21 protein-coding genes are annotated in these 20,758 nt (G+C 67.3%); 8 read left to right on the forward strand and 13 right to left on the reverse strand.

What is annotated here, in order from left to right:
• Nucleotides 1–11: 11 nt before the first annotated feature.
• Genes ACWDUM_RS07340 through ACWDUM_RS07400 form a run of 13 tightly spaced genes read right to left on the reverse strand, consistent with a single transcriptional unit; the run spans nucleotide 12 to nucleotide 13,266 of the window.
• On the reverse strand, nucleotides 12–1,160 hold the full coding sequence (locus ACWDUM_RS07340; protein ID WP_450133453.1) for an acyl-CoA dehydrogenase family protein: 1,149 nt from the start codon (nucleotides 1,158–1,160) through the stop codon (nucleotides 12–14).
• Between the two features lie 14 nt (nucleotides 1,161–1,174).
• A complete protein-coding gene (locus ACWDUM_RS07345) occupies nucleotides 1,175–2,317 on the reverse strand; it encodes a thiolase family protein (protein ID WP_450133454.1) in 1,143 nt (380 codons plus the stop codon).
• Complete coding sequence (locus ACWDUM_RS07350; RefSeq protein ID WP_450133455.1) at nucleotides 2,317–3,180, reverse strand: enoyl-CoA hydratase/isomerase family protein; 864 nt, start codon at nucleotides 3,178–3,180, stop codon at nucleotides 2,317–2,319. The genes ACWDUM_RS07345 and ACWDUM_RS07350 overlap by 1 nt, the downstream gene beginning before the upstream one ends.
• Nucleotides 3,177–4,433 carry a CaiB/BaiF CoA transferase family protein gene (locus tag ACWDUM_RS07355; RefSeq protein ID WP_450133456.1) on the reverse strand — a complete coding sequence of 419 codons (1,257 nt, stop codon included), beginning with the start codon at nucleotides 4,431–4,433 and terminating at the stop codon, nucleotides 3,177–3,179. The genes ACWDUM_RS07350 and ACWDUM_RS07355 overlap by 4 nt, the downstream gene beginning before the upstream one ends.
• Nucleotides 4,433–5,200, reverse strand: coding sequence for an SDR family NAD(P)-dependent oxidoreductase (locus tag ACWDUM_RS07360; RefSeq protein ID WP_450111878.1), 768 nt, complete (start codon nucleotides 5,198–5,200; stop codon nucleotides 4,433–4,435). The genes ACWDUM_RS07355 and ACWDUM_RS07360 overlap by 1 nt, the downstream gene beginning before the upstream one ends.
• On the reverse strand, nucleotides 5,200–6,366 hold the full coding sequence (locus tag ACWDUM_RS07365) for an acyl-CoA dehydrogenase family protein (RefSeq protein ID WP_450111877.1): 1,167 nt from the start codon (nucleotides 6,364–6,366) through the stop codon (nucleotides 5,200–5,202). The genes ACWDUM_RS07360 and ACWDUM_RS07365 overlap by 1 nt, the downstream gene beginning before the upstream one ends.
• A 22-nt stretch (nucleotides 6,367–6,388) precedes the next feature.
• Nucleotides 6,389–7,708 (reverse strand): amidohydrolase family protein, encoded by a 1,320-nt coding sequence (locus ACWDUM_RS07370; protein ID WP_450111876.1) that lies wholly within the window; start codon nucleotides 7,706–7,708, stop codon nucleotides 6,389–6,391.
• A gap of 31 nt (nucleotides 7,709–7,739) precedes the next feature.
• Nucleotides 7,740–8,048, reverse strand: a complete 309-nt coding sequence (locus ACWDUM_RS07375; protein ID WP_450111875.1) for a hypothetical protein — start codon at nucleotides 8,046–8,048, stop codon at nucleotides 7,740–7,742.
• Nucleotides 8,049–8,050: 2 nt separating this feature from the next.
• On the reverse strand, nucleotides 8,051–8,398 hold the full coding sequence (locus ACWDUM_RS07380; RefSeq protein ID WP_450111874.1) for a hypothetical protein: 348 nt from the start codon (nucleotides 8,396–8,398) through the stop codon (nucleotides 8,051–8,053).
• Complete coding sequence (locus ACWDUM_RS07385) at nucleotides 8,395–9,102, reverse strand: ABC transporter ATP-binding protein (protein ID WP_450111873.1); 708 nt, start codon at nucleotides 9,100–9,102, stop codon at nucleotides 8,395–8,397. The genes ACWDUM_RS07380 and ACWDUM_RS07385 overlap by 4 nt, the downstream gene beginning before the upstream one ends.
• The gene (locus ACWDUM_RS07390) at nucleotides 9,099–9,812 is read right to left on the reverse strand and encodes an ABC transporter ATP-binding protein (protein WP_450111872.1); all 714 of its coding nucleotides are present in this window, start codon (nucleotides 9,810–9,812) and stop codon (nucleotides 9,099–9,101) included. Before ACWDUM_RS07390 ends, ACWDUM_RS07385 begins: the two co-directional genes overlap by 4 nt.
• A complete protein-coding gene (locus tag ACWDUM_RS07395; protein ID WP_450133457.1) occupies nucleotides 9,790–11,913 on the reverse strand; it encodes a branched-chain amino acid ABC transporter permease in 2,124 nt (707 codons plus the stop codon). The genes ACWDUM_RS07390 and ACWDUM_RS07395 overlap by 23 nt, the downstream gene beginning before the upstream one ends.
• Nucleotides 11,914–11,919: 6 nt before the next feature.
• Nucleotides 11,920–13,266 (reverse strand): ABC transporter substrate-binding protein, encoded by a 1,347-nt coding sequence (locus ACWDUM_RS07400; RefSeq protein WP_450112043.1) that lies wholly within the window; start codon nucleotides 13,264–13,266, stop codon nucleotides 11,920–11,922.
• Nucleotides 13,267–13,647: 381 nt separating this feature from the next.
• Here ACWDUM_RS07400 and ACWDUM_RS07405 point away from each other — a divergent pair, with 381 nt between their 5' ends.
• Genes ACWDUM_RS07405 through ACWDUM_RS07440 form a run of 8 tightly spaced genes read left to right on the forward strand, consistent with a single transcriptional unit; the run spans nucleotide 13,648 to nucleotide 20,703 of the window.
• The gene (locus tag ACWDUM_RS07405; RefSeq protein WP_450133458.1) at nucleotides 13,648–14,238 is read left to right on the forward strand and encodes a carboxymuconolactone decarboxylase family protein; all 591 of its coding nucleotides are present in this window, start codon (nucleotides 13,648–13,650) and stop codon (nucleotides 14,236–14,238) included.
• Between the two features lie 4 nt (nucleotides 14,239–14,242).
• Nucleotides 14,243–15,574, forward strand: a complete 1,332-nt coding sequence (locus ACWDUM_RS07410; protein WP_450133459.1) for an aromatic ring-hydroxylating oxygenase subunit alpha — start codon at nucleotides 14,243–14,245, stop codon at nucleotides 15,572–15,574.
• A complete protein-coding gene (locus tag ACWDUM_RS07415; protein WP_450111868.1) occupies nucleotides 15,567–15,911 on the forward strand; it encodes a hypothetical protein in 345 nt (114 codons plus the stop codon). The genes ACWDUM_RS07410 and ACWDUM_RS07415 overlap by 8 nt, the downstream gene beginning before the upstream one ends.
• Nucleotides 15,912–15,915: 4 nt before the next feature.
• The gene (locus ACWDUM_RS07420; protein WP_450133460.1) at nucleotides 15,916–17,136 is read left to right on the forward strand and encodes an amidohydrolase family protein; all 1,221 of its coding nucleotides are present in this window, start codon (nucleotides 15,916–15,918) and stop codon (nucleotides 17,134–17,136) included.
• Nucleotides 17,114–17,539: a nuclear transport factor 2 family protein gene (locus ACWDUM_RS07425; protein ID WP_450111866.1), complete on the forward strand. Its 426-nt coding sequence runs from the start codon at nucleotides 17,114–17,116 to the stop codon at nucleotides 17,537–17,539. Before ACWDUM_RS07420 ends, ACWDUM_RS07425 begins: the two co-directional genes overlap by 23 nt.
• Before the next feature lie 6 nt (nucleotides 17,540–17,545).
• Nucleotides 17,546–18,637 carry an acyl-CoA dehydrogenase family protein gene (locus ACWDUM_RS07430; protein ID WP_450111865.1) on the forward strand — a complete coding sequence of 364 codons (1,092 nt, stop codon included), beginning with the start codon at nucleotides 17,546–17,548 and terminating at the stop codon, nucleotides 18,635–18,637.
• Between the two features lie 50 nt (nucleotides 18,638–18,687).
• Complete coding sequence (locus tag ACWDUM_RS07435; RefSeq protein WP_450112042.1) at nucleotides 18,688–19,422, forward strand: acyl-CoA dehydrogenase family protein; 735 nt, start codon at nucleotides 18,688–18,690, stop codon at nucleotides 19,420–19,422.
• A 27-nt stretch (nucleotides 19,423–19,449) separates the two neighbouring features.
• Entirely contained in the window at nucleotides 19,450–20,703 is a 1,254-nt protein-coding gene (locus tag ACWDUM_RS07440) for an amidohydrolase family protein (RefSeq protein ID WP_450133461.1), read from the forward strand.
• The last annotated feature ends 55 nt before the right edge of the window (nucleotides 20,704–20,758 follow it).

Raw genomic sequence — 20,758 nt, forward strand, 5'->3', positions numbered from 1 at the left:
CCGACTCTGGTTCACAGGCCTAACGACTTCGCGATGATCACCTTCATGACCTCACTGGTGCCTGCGTAGATGCGCGCGACCCGCGCATCCGTGTAGAGCCGCGCGATCGGGTACTCCGTCATGTACCCGTACCCGCCGAACAACTGCAGGCAGCGGTCGACGACGCGCCCCTGCACCTCGGTGCAGAACAACTTCACCCGGGCCGCGTCGGCACCCGACAACTCGCCGTCGACGAGATCGAGCACGGCGCGGTCGAGCATCGCCTGTGCCGCCTTGATCTCGGCAGACATCGCCGCCAGTTCGAACTTGGTGTTCTGGAACGACGCCACCGGCGTCCCGAACGCCTTGCGCTCCTTGACGTAGTCGATGGTCGTCGCGACAGCCGCGCGCGCCTGCGCCACCGATCCGGTGGCCACCGTCATGCGTTCCTGCGGCAGGTTCCGGCCGAGGTAGCGGAATGCCTCGCCCTCCGCACCGAGGCGGTTCGCCACCGGAACCCGCACGTCCTCGAACGAGAGTTCCGCCGTGTCCTGAACCTTGCAGCCCATCTTGTCGAGGACCCGACCGCGAACGAACCCCGGCATCCCGTCCTCCACGACCAGCAGGGTCAAACCGGCCCGGCGGTTGTCGGGGTCGGTGGAGGTCCGCGCGACCACGATGACGAGGTCGGCCAGGATCCCGCCGGTGATGAACGTCTTCGCCCCGTTCAGTACGTACTCGTCGCCCTCCCGCCGGGCAGTGGTCCGGATACCGGCGAGGTCGGAACCGGTGCCCGGTTCGGTCATCGCGATCGCGGTCAGCAACTCGCCCGCAGCCATGCCCGGGAACCAGCGTGCCCGCTGTTCCTCGTTCGTGTACTCGAGGAAGTACGGCAGGATGACGTCGAGCTGGGTGCGCACCGTGCTCAACGTGACCAGCGCGCGGGCCGCCTCCTCCTGCAGGATGACGTTGTACCGGAAGTCCGGAACGCCCGCTCCCCCATACTCTTCCGGGATCGCCATCCCCAGCATTCCGAGAGATCCCAGCTTCCGGAAGATCTCGCGGGGCATCCGGCCGGCCTTCTCCCAGGCGGGGTAGTCGGGCACAACGTACTTCTCGATGAAGTCACGTGCCAGCTTGCGGAAGGCCTCGTGATCTTCGGTGAAAACGTCTCGACGCATGATCTCCCCAGTCCTCAGGCCAGTTCCACGAGGGTCGCGTTGGCCGTGCCCCCGCCCTCGCACATGGTCAGCAGTCCACGATGAATCCCGTTGCGGCGCATGTGGTGAATCATCCTGGTCATCAGGACCGCGCCCGAGCCGCCCAGCGGGTGCCCGAGGGCGATCGCACCGCCGAGCGGATTGAGCAGGCCGGGATCGGCGCCCGTCTCCGCGAGCCATGCCAGGGGGACGGGCGCGAACGCCTCGTTGACCTCGAACACGCCAACGTCACGCAGGTCGATGCCGGCCTTGCGCAGCACCCGCTCGGTGGCGGGGATCGGTCCGGTGAGCATCAGCACCGGATCCGACCCGACGACGGCTCCGGCCACGTACCGCACGAGGGGCGTCAGGCCCAGCTCACGGGCCCGCTCCGGCGTGGTCACCAGCAGCGCCGCCGCGCCGTCGGAGATCTGCGACGAGTTGCCGGCGTGGATGACACCGTCGTCGAGGAACGCGGGTTTGAGAGAGCCCAGCTTCTCCACCGTGGTACCGCGGCGGATGCCCTCGTCCACCGAGACCACGCCGGTCTCCGTTGTCACCGGGACGATCTCGGCCTCGAAGGCGCCGGCGTCCTGTGCCGCCGCTGCCCGCTCGTGCGACCGAACGGAGAACTCGTCGACCACGGACCTCGTGAGCCCCCACTTGTCCGCGATCATCTCGGCGCCGATGCCCTGGTTGAATCCGGCATTGCCGTACCGGGCCAGCGCCTTCGGGCCGTACGGCATGCCGGTGGCGCGCGCCGCGCCGAGGGGAACCCGGCTCATCACCTCCACCCCGCCCGCGACGACGACCTCCTGCTGCCCCGACATGACGGCCTGGACCGCGAAATCGAGGGCCTGCTGGCTCGACCCGCATGCACGGTTGACGGTCGTGCCCGGAATGCTCTCGGGCCACCCCGCGGCGAGCACCGCGTACCGGGCGACGTTGCTCGACTGGTCACCGACCTGCGAGACACAACCCCAGACGACGTCGTCGATGACCACCGGGTCGATGCCGGCGCGCTCGACCAACGCCTGCAGGACGTCGGCCGACAGGTCCACCGGATGTACGCCCGACAGGCCGCCGTTCCGCTTGCCCACGGCGGTTCGAACCGCCTCGGCGATCACTACTTCACGCATCAGTTCTCCACTTTCACACTGTCGTCGATGTCGTCCCGGCGGACGCTGGGGCCAGGGGACGTGGCACCGGCGTGAACGCGAGGCACAGCCCACTGCCCGGTGAACCGGGGTTGACGCTTCTCGGCGAACGCGGTGTACGCCTCGGGCGCATCGACGGTTCCGAAATTGATTGCCTGAGCGCGGGACTCGTTGGCGAGTGCATCGCGCAGGGTTCGATCGGCGCCCTCGTTGAGCAGCGCCTTGGTCTGAGCCAGTGCCACCGGTGGTCCCGCAACCAGCCGATCCGCGAGTTCGTCCACGAAACCGTCGATCTCCCCCGACTCCACCACCCAGGTGACCAGGTTCAGGTCGTGGGCGCGTGCCGCGTCGATCGTCTCCGCCAGCAAAGCCAGCCGCTTGGCCTGCTGCAGGCCGACGAGCTTGGGCAGCAGCCACGAGCCGCCCAGGTCCAGCGACAGCCCTCGCCGCGCGAAGATCTGCGAGAACGTCGACTCGGGTGTGGCCACCACCAGGTCACACCCGAGTGCGAGGTTCCAGCCCGCGCCGACGGCCACCCCGGAAACCTTCGCGATCGTCGGTACCGGCAGGTCGTGCAGCAGCAACGCCACGTCCGTGAGCAGCCGCATCTTCTCGGTGGGATGGGCGTCCGAGAGCTCCGCCAGGTCGGCTCCGGAACAGAACGCACCACCCGCACCGGTCACGACAAGCGCGCGGACGTCGCGATCGTCGCGAACGGCCTCCAGCGCGTCCCGCAGGGCCACCCACAGTTCCGGATTGATCGCGTTCTTGCGGTGCGTCCGGTTCAGGGTGAGGGTCCGGACACCACCCCGGTCGACGGTGAGCAGCACAGCCGGCCCGGTCATGCCGGCGACCGATCGTCGCGGTACTCGGGTCCGATCGCCCCCTCGGCGCGGAGGTCGGCGATCTCCCCGGCGCCGATCCCGAACTCCGCGAGCACCCGGTCGGTGTGCTCGCCGAGCCCGGGCACCGCGCCCATCGGCGGGTCGAAGCCCTCGATGACCGGCGGCGGCAGGAGCGCCGGGATCGGGCCCGCGGGTGTGTCGATCCGGCGCCACCGGTTCCGTGCCGCCAACTGGGGATGGTCGAGCACCTCGCTCGCCAGGTTGTAGCGCGAGTTGCCGATCGCGGCGGCGTCCGCGGTCTTCTGGATGAACTCCAGGTCGTGCCGGGCGCACCACGCGCCGATCTCCGCGTCGAGTACCTCACGGTTCGCGACACGGTCCGAGTTGGTCCGGAATCGCTCGTCGTCGGCCAGATCGTCCCGGCGCAGGATCTCACGGGCCAGCCGCTGCCACTCCCGGTCGTTGGTGGTCCCCAGCACCACCGTCTGTCCGTCCGCGGTCGGATACGACCCGTACGGGGCCACCGCGGGTGAACTCATGCCCAGCGGTTGCTGATCGACACCCGCGTGGCGGGTGTAGGTCAGGTGGTAGCCCATCAGCTCGGTCATCGTGTCGAACAGGCTCACGGTGACCGCGGGCGCACCCCCCTGTCCGGCTCTGTCCCGGCCGTAGAGCAGGGCCATGATCGACAGCGCGGCATACAGACCGGTGCTGACGTCGGCGACCGGGGGGCCGGGCTTGGCCGGCTCGCCGGGACGCCCGGTCACCGCGCACACCCCCGACTCCGCCTGCACCAGCAGGTCGTAGGCCCGCTTGTGGGACAGCGGACCGCCCGCACCGAAACCGTCGATCTCGACCGCGATCAGGTCCGGATGACGTGCCTCCAGGTCCGCGGAGGCGAGCCCGAGGCGAGCGGTCGCTCCCGGCGCCAGGTTCGACACCAGCACGTCCGCCCGGTCGAGCAACCGGTGCAGCGTCTCGATGCCGGCGTCCGACTTCAGGTCGAGCGTCACCGACTCCTTGCCCCGGTTCACCCAGACGAAGTGCGCGGCAAGGCCGTTCACCACGTCGTCGTAGTCGCGGGCGAAATCCCCGCCCTTCGGGTTCTCCACCTTGATGACGCGTGCGCCGAAATCGGCGAGGGTGCGAGTACACATCGGCGCCGAGACGGCCTGCTCCAGGGTCACGACGGTGACCCCGGCCAGAGGACCGGACGCGGAGGTCGGGTCGGATGCTGCCGTGGTCTGCGGCATCACATGACCATTCCGCCGTCCACCGGCAGCACCTGGCCGGTGACGAAGGACGCCGCGTCCGACGCGAGGAACACGAATGCGCCCGCGACCTCCTCGGGTTCCGCCCAGCGACGCAACGGAATACGAGAGATCATCTGCGCCGAGAACTTCTCGTCCGTGCGGATTGTCTTGGTCATCGGCGTCGCCGCCAGCGGCGCGAGCGCGTTGACGAGGATCTGCTTGCGAGCCAGCTCACGGGCGAGCGACTTCGTCAGGCCGATGATGCCGGCCTTGGCGCCGGAGTAGTTCACCTGGCCGAGGGTTCCGGTGATACCGGCCGACGAGGTGACGTTGATGATCCGTCCGGTGCCGTCGGTGGGCAGGAACGGCAGCGCCGCCTGCGAGCAGTGGAAGGCCCCGAGCAGGTGGATGTCGAGCATCCACTGGAACGCCTCCGCGGTGAGGTCGGCGAACATCGCCGGCGCGGTCGCGCCGGCGTTGTTGACCAGGATGTGCAGGGTGCCCTCGGTGAAACCGGCCGCCTTGGCCACGGCCGCGTCGGCGGCGCTCCGGTCCCGCACGTCCAGTCCGGCCGAGTCGGCCTTGCCGCCGTTCGCACAGATCCGCTCGGCGACGGCGGCTGCGGCGTCGGCGTCCACGTCGGTGACGAGCACGGCCGCCCCCTGCGCTGCGAGGGCCTCGGCGACCGCCGAGCCGATGCCACCGGCCGCACCGGTTACCAGGGCCGAGCGCCCCGTCAGATCGAACAGTCCATTCTTGTCGGCCATCAGTAGCTCCTCGGCAGTCCCAAAGTGTGTGAACCCAGGTAGTTCAAGATCATTTCCTGGCTGATCGGCGCGATCCGCATGACGCGGGCCTCGCGGAAGTAGCGGGCGACGTTGTACTCCTCCGAGTAGCCCATGCCGCCATGCGTCTGGAGCGCCCGGTCGGCGGCGGTGAAGCCGGCATCGGCGCACAGATACTTCGCGGTGTTCGCCTCGCGGCCGCACGGCTTGCCGTTGTCGTACAACCAGGTTGCCTTGCGCAGCACCAGTTCCGCCGCATCCAGATGCGCCAGCGAGTCCGCGAGCGGGAACTGCAGGCCCTGGTTCATGCCGATCGGGCGACCGAAGACCTCCCGCTCATTGCCGTACTTCACCGCCTTCTCCAGTGCGACCCGCCCGATGCCCAGCGCCTCGGCCGCGATCAGCATCCGTTCCGGGTTCAGCCCGTCGAGCAGGTACTGGAATCCCTTGCCCTCCTCACCGACCCGGTCCTCCACCGGAACCCGCAGGTCGTCGATGAACAACTCGTTGGAGGTGACCGCGTTGCGCCCCATCTTCCGGATCGGCCGGATGTCGACGTGCGCGCGGTCGAGGTCGGTGAGGAACAGCGTCATGCCGTCGGTCTTCTTCGACACCTCGTCGAAGCGCTGGGTGCGGGTCAGCAGCAGGATCTTCTCGGACTCCATCGCCTTGGAGATCCACACCTTGCGTCCGTTGACGACGTAGTGATCGCCGTCGCGCCGGGCGAACGTGGTGATCCTCGATGTGTCCAGTCCCGCACCGGGTTCCGTGACGCCGAAGCACACGTGCAGATCACCGTTGGCGATCCGCGGCAACGTCCGCTGCTTGAGCTCCTCGGAACCGTGCACCACGACCGGGTGCATCCCGAAGATGGACAGGTGAATCGCGCTCGCGGCGTTCATACCGCCGCCGGACCGCGCCACCTCCTCGAGCAGCAGTGTCGCCTCGGTGATCCCGAGGCCGTGCCCGCCGTACTCCTCCGGCATGGTGATCCCGAGCCACCCACCGTCCGCGAGGGCGCGGTAGAACTCGGTCGGGAACTCGTGGGCGAGATCCTTCTCCATCCAGTACTGGTCGTCGAACCTGGTCATCAACTCGGCGACCGATTTCCGGATCAGTTCCTGATCCTCGGTCAGCTCGAAACTCATTCCACTCACTGTGAATTCCTAGTCACGCTCGGGTGGCCGGGCCACCGGACTTCGCCAGGGCGACGGCCGCGCGGGCCCGCTGGCGGTAACCCTCCAGCTTCTCCTCGGCTCCGATCGTGCGGTGGCTGCGGGCCTTGATGCTCACGTCGTGGCCCTCGGCCTGCTGCCGCAGGGCCCCAACCGTGCACTGCTCGCGCGGGATGTGCGCGAAGGGGTCGAAGGAGTACCACTTCATGGCGTTGAGATGTGTCATCTTGTCGATGTCGGAATCGGAAGCGCCGGCGGCGGCGAAGTCCCTGTGCAGCTGCTCCGGCGCGTCCGGCCACATCGAGTCGCTGTGCGGGTAGTCCGCCTCCCAGGCGATGTTGTCGATGCCGATCTCGTGCCGCAGCTTCACACCGAGCGCGTCGCTGATGAAGCAGGTCAGGAAGTGCTCGCGGAACACCTCGCTGGGCAGCTTGCCGCCGAAGTCCTGCAGCGTCCACGCCTTGTGCATCTCGAAGGAGCGATCGACCCGCTCGAGGAAGTACGGAATCCACCCGGTGCCACCCTCGGAGAGGGCGATCTTCAGATCCGGATAGTCCTTGATCGGCTTCGACCACAGCAGATCCGCGGCGGCCGAGACGATGTTCATCGGCTGCAGGGTCATCAACACGTCGGGCGGCGAGTCCACCGCCGGGATGGTCAGCTTGCCGGACGACCCGATGTGTACCGACATCACGGTCTCGGTGTCGACCAGCGCCTTCCACACCGGGGTCCAGTACTCGTCGTGGAAGCTCGGGTAACCGAGCGCCGCCGGATTCTCGGTGAAGGTCAGCGAGTGAACGCCCTTCTCGGAGACCCGCCGGATCTCCTTGGCGCACAGTTCGGCATCCCAGATCACCGGCAGGGCCATCGGAATGAACCGGCCGGGGTAGGCGCCACACCAGTCTTCGATGTGCCAGTCGTTGTACGCCTGCACCAGTGCCAGCGAGAACTCGGGGTCCTCGGTGGCGAACAACCTCGCCGCGAAACCGGGGAACGACGGAAAGTTCATCTGCGCCAGCATGCCGCCGGCGTTCATGTCCTTGACCCGCTCGTGGACGTCGTAGCAACCGGGGCGGATCTCGTCCAGCCCCTGCGGCTCCATCCCGTACTCTTCCTTCGGCCGGCCGGCCACGGCGTTGAGCGCGGCGTTCGGAATCACCGTGTCACGGAACTGCCACACGTCGGTGCCGTCCTCACGGTGGACCAGCCGCGGCGCCTCGGCCTCGTACTTCTTCGGCAACCTGCCCACGAACATGTCGGGCGGCTCGATCACGTGGTCATCGACGCTGATCAGGATCATGTCATCGACATTCATAGTCGTCCATTTCGAATCGGGAGAAGCGAGATCAGTCGGAGGCGGGCAGCGCGCGCGCCGCCTTGACGGTCATCACCACGCCGTCGCAGGTCAGTTCGCCGACCCCGGGAACGGTGCAGAGCAGTTCCACCGACTCACCCTCGTTGACGTAGCGCTTGCCGAGAACCGTGACGGCATCCTTGACGGGTCCACCGGCGGGCCGGCCACCGGTCGCGGCCACCATCGGAGCTCCGCCGCAACCGATCTCGGCCGCACCGTCGGACGGGGCACGCACGACCACCACCCGGGTGGTGCAGGTGGTGCTGGCGAGTTGTTCTCCGGGACGCAGTGTCGTGGACATGATCAAACCTCACTTTCCGAAGCCCGGTCCGCGAGCTGACCGAGGTCGAAGGACTGACGGGCCATCCAGAATCGGAGAAATCCCGTGAGTGAATAGCGCAGGTACACCGCGGCACCCACCACCGCGACCGCGATCCCGATGAGGGCGATGATGATGGCGTCGCGCTGAACCAGCGGATCGGAGGTGTTGTGCGACATCAGAAATGCCACCACCCCCAGGACCGGGCCGAGCACCATCGCCGCCACGCCGAGGCGCAGCCACAGGCTCGACCGGCCGGCGGACGGGTCGGGGATCTTCAGTTCGGCGAGTTCACGGGTGAAGCGATCCGCGCGGGTCTCTGTCGATGTCATGTGGGACTCCCTAGGTAGAGGGCGGCTAGTTCGGTGCGGAATTCACTGTCGGGGACGCCCTGACGTTGCACCCGGCCCCGAACCAGGACGGCCGCATGGTCGGCGATGTCGAGAACGGTCGATGCGAACTGTTCGACGACCAGCACCGAGACCCCCTGGCGGGCGATCTCGGCGACCTGCTCGTAGAGCTGATCGACGATCAGGGGCGCCAGGCCCATGGACAGCTCGTCCAGCATCAGCACCGCGGGATCCGTTGCCAGACCTCGGCACAGCGCCAGCATCTGCTGCTCGCCTCCCGACATCGTCCCCGCGATCTGTGAGGCCCGCTTACCGAGGATCGGAAAGCGGCTGAAGGCAGTCTCCTCGATTTCGGCCCTGGACTTGCCGGTGAACGTCATCATCAGCAGGTTGTCGCGGACGGTCATGTTGGGGAACACTCCCCGCCCCTCCGGAATCAGGCAGACCCCGGTTCGGGCCAGATCCCGGGACGCAGCACCGGTGACGTCACGGCCGCCGAGCAGCAGCTGCCCCGACGCGACCGGGTGTACACCGGCGGCAACCTTCAACGCGGTCGTCTTGCCCGCGCCGTTCGGCCCGAGCAGGGCCACGATCTGCCCGGGTTCGACGCTCAGATCGATGCCGTGCAGAACGGTGATCGCGTCGTACGCGGCGCGCACGTTGCGTAGTTCGAGTATCGCGTTCATGCCTGCCCCAGATAGGCCGCCAGCACGGCCTCGTCGCTTCGGACCGCCTCGGGCGTGCCGACCGAGATGATCCGCCCGAGGTCGAGCACGTGCACGGTGTCGCACACGTTCATGACCAGTTCCATGTCGTGCTCGACGAGCAGGACCGCCGTGCCGCCCTCGGCGAGCGATCGCAGCAACGCCGCGAACCGCTCGGTCTCCGCGGCGTCCTGGCCTGCGGCCGGCTCGTCGAGCAACAGCAGGGTCGGTCGAACCGCCAGCGCGCGTGCCACCTCGACCAGGCGGGCGGTACCGGTGGTCACGGAGTCGGCACAGGTGTCGGCGACCGACTCCAGACCCAACCGTCCGATGATCTCGTCGACCACCCGTGACGCGTGACGTCGCTCCGGTCCCAGCTCCGCGGCCACGAGCAGGTTGTCGCGAACGCTGAGCCGACCGAAGAGCTCCAGGCGCTGGAACGTCCGGGCCAGCCCGTGTCGGGCGCGGCGGGCCGGACCGGCCCTGGTGACGTCCTGGCCGCCGAGCAGCACTCGCCCCGCGGCGGGACGGCGCAGACCGGAGACGACGTCGAACAGCGTGCTCTTGCCTGCGCCGTTGGGTCCGATCAGGCCGGTGACGTGGCCCTCTTCGGCCGTCAGAGTGACCCCGTCCAGAGCGCGGTGTCCTCCGAAGACGACCGCGATGTCGTCAACTTCGAGCAGCGATGGCACGATCCAGCTCCTCCTCGTCTTCCGGGCGCCAGGGGCGCTCGAGCCCCCACCACTCGACCGGTATCTCGGGCGCCTGCGACGGCGGCCGGTGCCGGGCGTTGCCCCACCAGAGCGCGGCGAGCGCTCCGAGCACCACGCCTCCGAACAGGACGTAGCCGTTGATCACGTCGGCCAGACGCAGCACCCACAGCAGCACCGCCCAGCCCCCCAGCACCGACATCACGAGTCTGTCCCGCAGGGTGGCGTCCCAGCTCTTGCGCATCAGGGAGATCGCGCCGTGCTGGACGGCGGGAGCACCGAACGCGACGCCGGCGAGACCGGGCACCGCCTGGATGAAGTTCTGGGTTGCCGGCCAGAGCGCGACGATCGCATTGAAGGGGCCGGCGAGCATGGTTCCTGTCCACAGACCGTTGCCCACGGCGCCGAGGCCGCCGAGCACCGCGATCAGGAACAGCGAGAGTCCCATGACGAAGTTGAACTGGTCGGCGGTGACGGAACGCAACTGCATGCCGTAGAGCGCGCCGCCGAGACCGGCGATTCCGGCCGAGACGGCGAACACCAGCACCTTGGTCATCAGCAGGCTGCCGCCCAGCGTCGCGTACGCGGCCTCGCTGTCGCGCAGTGCGATCAGCCGTCTGCCGAGCAGTCCGCGTCGCAGCGCGGCGACGGCCAACGTCGCCAGCGCCAGACAGACAGCCGCGAACACCGTGGTCTCCGCTGGGGTGTCGATCTGGAAGCCGAACAGGTTGGGCCCCACCAACTCCACCGATCCCTGGTCGAACAGCGTGATCTCGGTGCCGAAGATGCTGAAGGACGGAAGGGTGAAGATCCAGCGGTCGAGGATCACGGCGAAGGCCGCGGTGCCGAGCGCCAGGTAGATTCCGGACAGCCGCAACGCAGGCAACGCGATGACCGCGCCGATGACGGCGGTGACCAGCACGGTGACGATCAACGCCCACCACTGTCCCTGCGCACCGAACCTGGCGCACACGATCGCACCGACACCTGCCATGCTCAACTGACACAACGAGATCTGCCCCGCGTAGCCGGCCAGCGGCACGAAGGACAATGCGATCACGCCGAAGGCGAAGATCTGTCCGTAGGTGACCAGGTCGGCCTCGCCCAACACGGTGGCGAGGACGACGCCGAACGCGACGACCACCCCGCCGAAGGCGAGCGTGCCGCGCATCGTGGGCAGCGGAACCTGACTGAGTTGCCGGTCCCGGCCACGCAGGCGACCGTGCGGGAACAGCAACAGCGCGAGGAGGAGCAGCAGCGCGGGAGCCGCGAGCCGCAACCCGGGAAGGAACTCGTTCTGCGGCAGGTACCCGGTCAGGTAGCTCTCCAGGCAGCCGACCACGATCGCGCCGACGAACGTCATCGGCAGACTGTGCAGTCGGCCGAAAATGGCCGCCGCATATGCACTGACGATCAGCAGCGAGAGCTGGGTGGAGTCGAGGGCGATGGTCGGGGCGATGAGGATGCCACCGATCGCGGCCAGCTCGGTACCGAGCATCCACGCCACCCGATTGGCCCGCACCGGGTCGGCGCCGGTCAGGCCGACCAGGCCGCGATCGTCGACGGTGGCCCGCATCTCGGCACCGGTTCTGGTGCGCGTCAGCAGGATTCGCAGACCGATCGCAACGGCCACGGCAACGATCATGGTCAGTGCCTGGTGCCACGTGATCGTCACCGATCCGATCCGCAGCGGCGTCTGGTCGGCGAAGAACTTCGGCAACGAGCGGGCCGTGTTGGGATCCCAGATCCACCGGGCGAGGGCGATGAGACCGCTGAGCAACGCGATCGTCATGACCATTCGCTCGGCTTCACCGAGAGCCTGCACCGGCCGCATCGCTCGCTCGACCAGGAGGGCGAACGCCGGCGCGAGCACCAGCAGCACGGTGGCCAGCGCCAACGGCACCGGCCACCCCCAGCCGACGCTGAGCTGCCAGTACGCGAACGCGGCCATCATGCCCGCCGCACCGTGCGCGAAGTTGAACACACCGGTGGTCGTGTAGGTGACCACCAGGCCGCTGCCGATGATCGCGTAGATCGCGGCCGCGCTCAGCCCGACGATCCCGAAGGCGAGGAACTGCTCCATGGTCCGTTACCCGACGTCGCTCATGCTCTTGCCGACGTCGGCGAGAGTCAGCGGCTTGCCGTAGTCCTTCGTGTACTTGTACGGCGCGACGTCGCAGCGGTACAGACCGTTGTCCGGCTCGAAGTCCGCGGCCTTCCACCCGTCGGGCGTGGCCTCCTCGACGTTGAAGCACGGCTGCGGGACGGTCGGATTCGACACATCCACCGGCGCCTGCAGTCCCCCGCCGGTCCACTCCGTCTGCTTCTTCGCGTTCTCCAGCAGGCAGGCCCGGGTGAGATCGTCACCGCAGGCGCCGGCCGACTTGGCGAACAGCAGCCACGACGAGATCGCACGAATCGCGGGCAGGGTGATCTGGGCACCCGGTGCGTACTGCTCGAACATCTCGGTGACCTGCTTGGTCGCCGGGTTGTCGCTCTCCAGCGGGGCGACGCCGCCGAGATCGGCGAAGTTGTTCTGGGCATCGAGCGAGTTGCCCGCCAGCTCCAGGAACGACTCGTTGTAGGCGTTGCTGTTGGCGTCGATCCAGTCCAGCTTGTAGTCCATTCCGGTCAGGACGTCCTCGAGCTTGGCCAGCTGCTTGAAGTCGCCGTAGAAGATCAGGCCCTTGACGCCCTTGGCCTTGATCGCCTGCGCATAGGGGGTCCAGTCCGCGACACCGGCCGCCGGGTACAGGTCGTTGTAGACGAACGTTCCGCCCCCGGCCTGAGTGGCCTCGACCGCCTGGTCGCCGAGATTCTTCGTCACCGGCGAGTCGCCGTTGATGATGCCGACAGCGGCCGCCGATGCGGGATACGCATCGGTCATCAGCCACTTCCGGTACCCGTAGTACGGGTCGTAGCCGGGAACCTGGGTGGGCGCGGCACTGACCTCGAGGTCCGCGCCGACGGACTGGGCCTGGGCAATCTGCGCCGGGAAACTCGGCAGCAGGCAGTTCAGGCGCTCCTTGACGCCGAGACCGTCGAGGGCGGCACCGCCGCCGACGAGGGCGAAGTCGTCGCGGCAGGCCTCGAGCATCCGCTGCCGGACCTCCATCAGCTTCGTGTCGCGAATGTTGACGGTGATCTTGCGGCCGTTGATGCCGCCGGCCTCGTTGCACCAGGAGGAGAACGCCTTCGCCGCGTCGGCGAACTCCGAGTTCTTGGTGAAGCCCATGTCGGTGAACACGCCGACCTTGATCTCGTCGGCCGTCACGCCTTGTGCGGAAGCGCTTTTCGCATCACCCGACTGGCAGACATCGGTGAGGTCACCGAAGTCGCCCGAAGCCGCTGAACTGCTGGTGCCACCACCTCCGGCGCCTTCCTCCGAACCGGAACTGTCGCCGCGGCCACTACATCCCGCGACCAGCAGCGCCATCGCCGCAAGGGCGACGACTGTTCGCTGTGCTTTCACCTGGTCCTCCTCCGCTGGGGCTCGTCGTCGAGCCGGTGCAGGCGATCTGCGTGAGCGCCCGACCTCGACTCAGGTCACTCCCCGATGGGCAGTGTTGCTCTCACTGGTGGGAAACTAGCTTCTCCTTGAGAGAGAATCAACAGAGTCTGCAGGAATTGATTGATCCGTGAATCAAGCACCGCAGGCAGAGAGGCCGAACGCGGCGAAGCGGCCAACCGCCGACAAAAGCCCTCGACAGCGGGTCGCCGAGCGCAGTCACCCCCAGGCGTTGACTATCAGGGCCCGACGTGGAAACCTTGTGCTCAGAAATGAGAATGCTATTCTCTCGATGAGAGGAGGTTACGGATGGGACTGACACCGCTACCGGCGGACGAATGGGACGACGACACTCGCCGCGCATTCGCCGGCATGCTCCCGAGAGACCGCCAGCACCCGGACGGCGCGGGCCCCATGCTGTCGACACTGGCTCGACACCCCGACCTGACGAAGTCGTTCCTCGGGTTCAGCCTTCACCTGCTGTACCGGTCGACACTGCCTGCGCGCCTGCGCGAGCTGACCATCCTGCGCGTGGCGCACCGCCACGACTGCGCGTACGAGTCGCACCATCACACCGAGATCGCCCGGGAAGCCGGTTTCAGCGACGAGGAGATCGAGGCGACCCGGCTCGGCAAGTCGAACGACGAGTTCGAGCAGACGGTGCTCAGCGCCGTGGACGAGCTCGGCGACACGTCCCGGCTGACCGACGCGACCTGGGCGGCACTCGGGGCGCAACTCGACGACCGCCAGCGACTCGACTTCGTCTTCACCGTCGGCGGCTACTCGACCATGGCCATGGCCATCAACACATTCGGCCTCGCGCCCGACGAAATCGCACACAAGAACCTCGCGCACAGCGACATCGAGCACAGCGGCCACGGGCCCGGAAACGAAAGGTAGACCCTTGTCACACTTCACCAAGCCAGCCGTGGGTAGCTGGACCGAGAACTGGCCCGAACTCGGGACCGAGCCCGTCGACTACTCCGATTCCATCGACCCGGAGCACTGGCAGCTCGAACAGCAGGCGATCTTCAAGAAGCTGTGGCTCAATGTCGGACGCGTGGAGCGCCTTCCGAAGACCGGCAGCTACTTCACGCGCGAAATGCCGTCGGTGGGCACCGGCACCTCGATCATCATCGTCAAGGACGGCGACGGTGAGGTCCGGGCGTACTACAACCTCTGCCGGCACCGCGGCAACAAGCTGGTGTGGAACGACTATCCCGGCGAGGAAGTCGCGGGCAGCTGCCGCCAGTTCACCTGCAAGTACCACGCGTGGCGCTACAGCCTGAAGGGCGATCTCACCTTCGTTCAGCAGGAAGGCGAGTTCTTCGATCTCGACAAGGGCGCCTACGGACTGAAGCCGGTGCGGTGCGAGGTCTGGGAAGGCTTCATCTTCGTCAACTTCGACGACGAGGCCGGCCCGCTGGCGGACTACCTCGGCGACTTCGCCAAGGGCCTGGAGGGTTACCCCTTCCACGAGATGACCGAGGTCTACAGCTACCGCTCGGAGATCAACGCCAACTGGAAGCTGTTCATCGACGCGTTCACCGAGTTCTACCACGCACCGATCCTGCACATGAAGCAGGCGACCAAGGACGAGGCAGAGAAGCTGGCCAAGGTCGGGTTCGAGGCGCTGCACTACGACATCAAGGACGACCACGCGATGATCTCGTCGTGGGGTGGGATGTCCCCGCCGAAGGACCTGAACATGGTCAAGCCCATCGAGCGGGTCCTGCACAGCGGCCTGTTCGGCCCGTGGGACCGCCCCGACATCAAGGGCATCCTGCCCGAGGAGCTGCCGCCGGCGATCAATCCTGCTCGCCAGAACACCTGGGGCACGGACTCGTTCGAATTCTTCCCCAACTTCACCCTGCTGTTCTGGGCACCCGGCTGGTACCTGACCTACCACTACTGGCCGACGGCCGTGGACAAGCACATCTTCGAAGCCAACCTCTACTTCGTGCCTCCGAAGAACACTCGCCAGCGACTCTCTCAGGAACTGGCGGCAGTCACCTTCAAGGAATACGCCCTCCAGGACGCGAACACGCTGGAGGCAACACAGACCCAGATCGGCACCCGGGCGGTCACCGACTTCCCGCTGTGCGACCAGGAGATCCTGCTCCGGCACCTGCACAAGACCGCCGGCGACTACGTGGCCAAGCACAAGGCTGCCGCCACGACCAACACGACCGGCGGCACCGCCGCCACGACCAATGGAAAGGTCGCACATGTCTGAGACGACGACTCCCCTGCTGCCGGCCGAGTTCGCCGACCTGGAGCGGTTCGGTGACTGGATCCTCCAGACAGAGCCGGAACGCTACGCAAAGCGCCTTGCCTCGTCGATGGAGGAGATGCAGGATCTCTACGACGTCGGCATGGCACGGCTCGAGGACGTGATGGTCTACCTCGATGCGCGATTCCCCTTGCACGACATGCCCGATGACGCCAAGCGGCTGATGCACTTGATGCAGTCGGTGGTCATGGTGTCGTTCCCGGTCGAGGTGTGGAAGCAGCCCCGCGTGCTCGACAGCGGTGCAGCCTGGGTTGAGATCATCCGAGAGCCGGTGGTCTGACGCCATGCTGACACTCAAGGCGGCCGGCTATCTCGATGTCGACTCCGGCGAGATCGTCCGCCCGGGAATTCTGCGGATCGAAGATGACCGGATCGTCGGTGTCGGCGGCAAACCCGAGGGCGAGGTCGTGGATCTGGGCGACCTGATCCTCGTCCCCGGCCTGATGGACATGGAGGTCAACCTGCTGATGGGTGGACGCGGCGAGAAGCCGGTCTACTCCACCGTGCAGGACGACCCTCCACTGCGCATGCTGCGTGCGGTGGGCAACGCCCGCCGCACGCTGCGTGCCGGCTTCACCACGGTCCGAAACCTCGGACTGTTCGTCAAGACCGGCGGATACCTGCTCGACGTCGCGCTCGGCAAGGCGATCGACGCGGGCTGGGTCGACGGTCCCCGGATCGTTCCTGCCGGACACGCGATCACCCCGACCGGTGGCCACCTCGACCCGACCATGTTCGCGGCCTTCTCCCCCGGTGTGCTGGACCTGACCATCGAAGAGGGCATCGCCAACGGCGTCGACGAGGTGCGTAAGGCGGTCCGGTACCAGATCAAGCACGGTGCGCAGCTGATCAAGGTCTGCGTCTCCGGCGGGGTCATGTCGCACACCGGAACACCGGGTGCACAACACTATTCGGACGAGGAACTGCGGGCGATCGTCGACGAGGCACACCGGCGGGGACTCCGCGTAGCGTCGCACACCCACGGCGCCGATGCCGTCCGGGCGGCGATCGCCGCGGGAATCGACTGCATCGAGCACGGCTTCCTGCTCGACGACGACGCCATCGAGAAGATGGTGGAGGCGGGCGCCTTCCTGGTTCCGACCACCCGGCTCGCCGACGCGATGGATGTCTCGCACGCACCGAAGGAACTCCAGGAGAAGGCAGCCCTGATGTTCCCCCGCGCCCGGACGTCGGTGAAGAAGGCATACGACGCCGGCGTGAAGATCGCGGTCGGCACCGACGCACCCGCGATCCCCCACGGCAAGAACGCCGACGAGCTCGTCGCGCTGGTCGAGCGCGGGATGCCCCCGCTTGCCGTACTCCGCGCGGCCACGGTCGTGGCGGCCGAGCTGATCAATGCGCCCGACCGCGGTCGGCTCGCCGAGGGATTGCTCGCCGACGTCATCGGTGTTCCCGGGGATCCGTTGCAGGACGTCACCGTCACCCAGAACGTTCAATTCGTCATGAAAGGCGGGAAGGTCTATGTCAACAACGTCGACAACTGACGACCTGGTCGAGATCAATCAACTGCTCGCCGAGTACGCGGTGAACATGACCCGCGGCAACGTCGACGGCGTGATCGCCGTCTTCACCCCCGACGGTACCTACAGTGCGTTCGGCGACGCGTTCCCGCTGGACCAGTTTCCGGAACTGGTTGCGGCCGCTCCCAAGGGACTGTTCATGACCGGCACCGCGCTGATCGACCTGGACGGGGACACCGCCACCGGCACCCAGCCGCTCTGTTTCGTCGAGGAGGCCACCCACGACATGCGGATCGGGTACTACAACGACACCTACGTCCGTACCGCCGACGGCTGGCGGCTGCGCACGCGGGCCATGACGTTCATCCGTCGCAGCGGCGCGCACGATTCCGGGATCCCGCACGCCTTCGAGCGACCGAGCGCCTGATCGTTCATGGACATCGACGAATTCCGTTCGAGTCTGCAGACGTGGCTCGACGAGAACGATCTGGCCCCCGGCCCGGATCATTCGCTCGACGGCCAGGTCGCGCAGTTGGCCCGCGTCCGCCGCGCGCTCCACGACGCGGACTGGATGCGGTACGGCTGGCCCGCCGAGGTCGGGGGCCTCGGCGGACCGGCCGTTCTCCGCGCGGTTCTCGGCGAGGAGGTCGCCACCCGGGACCTGGCCGAGCCCGGGATCTACTCGATGATCGAGGTCCTCGCGCCGACGATGATCTCGTACGCCCGCCCCGAGCTGGCCGCGGAAATGGTCCCGCGACTGCTCAACGGTCGCGAACAATGGTGCCAAGGCTTTTCGGAACCGGGATCGGGCAGTGACCTCGCCTCGCTGAGCACGCGCGCCACCGACCGCGGCGACGGCCACTGGGTGGTCAGCGGCCAGAAGGTCTGGACGAGTCTGGCGCAGTATGCGTCCCGCTGTGTGCTGCTCACCAGGACCGGTCCGGGCCACGACGGCATCACCGCGTTCTTCGTCGACATGGACACCCCCGGCATCACCGTCCGGCCCCTGCGCACGATGCACGGCGTCGACGAGTTCGCCGAGGTGTACTTCGACGACGTCGTCGTGCCTGCCGACCGGATGCTCGGCAAACCCGGGGACGGGTGGCGAGTGGCGATGGACCTGCTTCCACACGAACGGTCCACCTGCTTCTGGCATCGGATCGCGTACCTGTTCACCCGACTCGACCGGGTCGCCGCCGTCGCAACCGAGTCGGATGACGCCGACCTCGGCGCCGCCTACCTGGCCCTGCACACCGCCCGCTGCCGGTCTCACGCCACGCAGCGGCGTCTGGCGGACGGTGCCCGGCTGGGACCGGAGACCTCGATCGACAAGGTGCTGCTCGCCACCTCCGAACAGCGACTGTTCGACACGGCACGGGACGTGCTGCCCGCGACGGTCGAGTTCACCGATCCCGAGTGGCGGACGGAATTCCTGTACTCGCGCGCCGCCACGATCTACGGTGGGACGGCGGAGATTCAGCGCAACATCATCGCGCGTCGACTGCTCAGTTTGGGGGCGGAGTGACCGTTCACGACGTCGAGTTGGACCTGCTCGACGAGACACTGCGCAAGACAATGGCATCCGCGACGGGCGCCGAACTCTATGAGGCCCTCGCCGAGCTCGGCTGGGCGGACATGCTCACGGAGATGCCCGACGTCGCTGTGCCGCTGGTGTTCCGGCTGCTCGGCGAAACGGGCACGCACGCACCACTGGTCAACGACGTCGTGCTCGCCGCGGCAGGCCTGCCCATCGGGTCCACCGTGCCCCTGCCGTCAGCGGGCGGGCATTGGGTGGTGTGGGACCGCACCGGGTCGAACGACACCGGCCTGGACAGTGAGCTTCCGGTCCGAATCGTTCCCTCGGGGAACGACGTTCCCCTCGCTGCGGGGCGCAGAGCGCTCGGATGGTGGCTGGTGGGCAGCAGCCGCGCCATGCTGGCCCTCGCCCGAACCCACGCCCTCGATCGCACTCAGTTCGGCAAGCCGGTCGCGAGTTTTCAGGCGATCCGGCACAAGCTCGCCGAGACGCTGGTCGCCATCGAGGGAGCGGAGGCCACCCTCGACTCCGCGACCGACGATCTCGGCTCACTGCTCGCCAAAGCCGCTGCGGGACAGGCGGCGCTGACTGCCGCACGCCACTGCCAGCAGGTACTCGGCGGCATCGGGTTCACCGCAGAACACGACCTGCACCGGCACGTCCGCCGCACACTGGTACTCGACGGTCTGCTCGGCAGTTCCCGAGAACTGACCCGGGAAGCCGGCGCGATCATCCGCACCCAGGGGTCCGCGCCCCGACTGGTGCACCTGTAGGCGACAGCGAGAACGAAAGGAGTCCACATGAACATCGACGACATGATCCTGGTGAGCATCGACGACCACGTTGTCGAACCGCTCGACATGTTCGACAGACACGTGCCGGCCAAGTACAAGGACTACGCACCGAAGGTCGTGCTCGACGAGAAGGGCATCGAACGGTGGATCTACCGTGACCGCCCGACCGGCGTCGCAGGACTCAACGCGGTCGTGACGTGGCCCGCCGAGGAGTGGGGACGCGATCCGGCCAGCTACGCCGAGATGCGGCCCGCGGTGTACGACATCCACCAGCGGATCGACGACATGAACGCGAACGGCATCCTCGCCTCGATGTGCTTCCCCACGTTCACCGGGTTCAGCGCGGGCCACCTGAGCCACGCAAAGGACGAGATCACGGTCGCGATGATCGAGGCCTACAACAACTGGCACTTCGAGGAGTGGGACGACGCCTACCCCGGCCGGTTCATCAAGATCGCGATCCTGCCGTTGTGGGATCCGCAGTTGGCAGTGCACGAGATCGAGCGCGTGGCGAAGCTCGGCTGCCACTCGGTCACCATGCCCGAACTACCGCACATCGACGGCCTGCCGAGCTACCACGACATGGACTACTGGGCCCCGGTTCTCCAGGCACTGTCGGACAACGACATGGTGATGAACCTGCACATCGGTCAGGGCTTCGGCGCACTGCGACTGGCCCCGGACTCCCCCATCGACAATCTGATGGTGCTCGCGCCCAGCGTGTCCCAGATCGCGATTCAGGACCTGTTGTGGGGACCTGCGATGCGGCGGTTCCCCAAGCTGAAGGTCGCCCTGTCCGAGGGCGGAATCGGCTGGATCCCGTTCTTCCTGGACCGTTCCGATCGGCACTACACCAATCAGCGCTGGCTGCGCCGCGACTTCGGCGGGAAGCTGCCCAGCGAGGTCTTCCGGGAGCACGTGATCGCCTGCTATGTCACCGACAAGACCTCGCTCAAGCTCCGGCACGACATCGGCATCGACACCATCGCGTGGGAGTGCGACTACCCGCACTCGGATTCCCTGTGGCCGGACGCCCCCGAGTTCGTGCTGAACGAGCTCACTGCGGCCGGTGCCGACGATTCGGACATCAACAAGATCACCTGGCAGAACGCCTGCCGGTTCCTGAGCTTCGATCCGTTCGCGCACATCCCGCGCGAGGAGGCCACGGTCGGCGCGTTGCGGGCCAAGGCCGTCGACGTCGACATCTCGACGCGCTCGCGCAAGGAGTACGCGGCGCTGTACGCGCAGCAGGCCGGCTGAGCCGACCCCGACAGCACTGTGGGGCGGTGCCGAATCCGTTTCGGATTCGGCGCCG

It is taken from the genome of Rhodococcus sp. NPDC003322 (assembly GCF_053589555.1).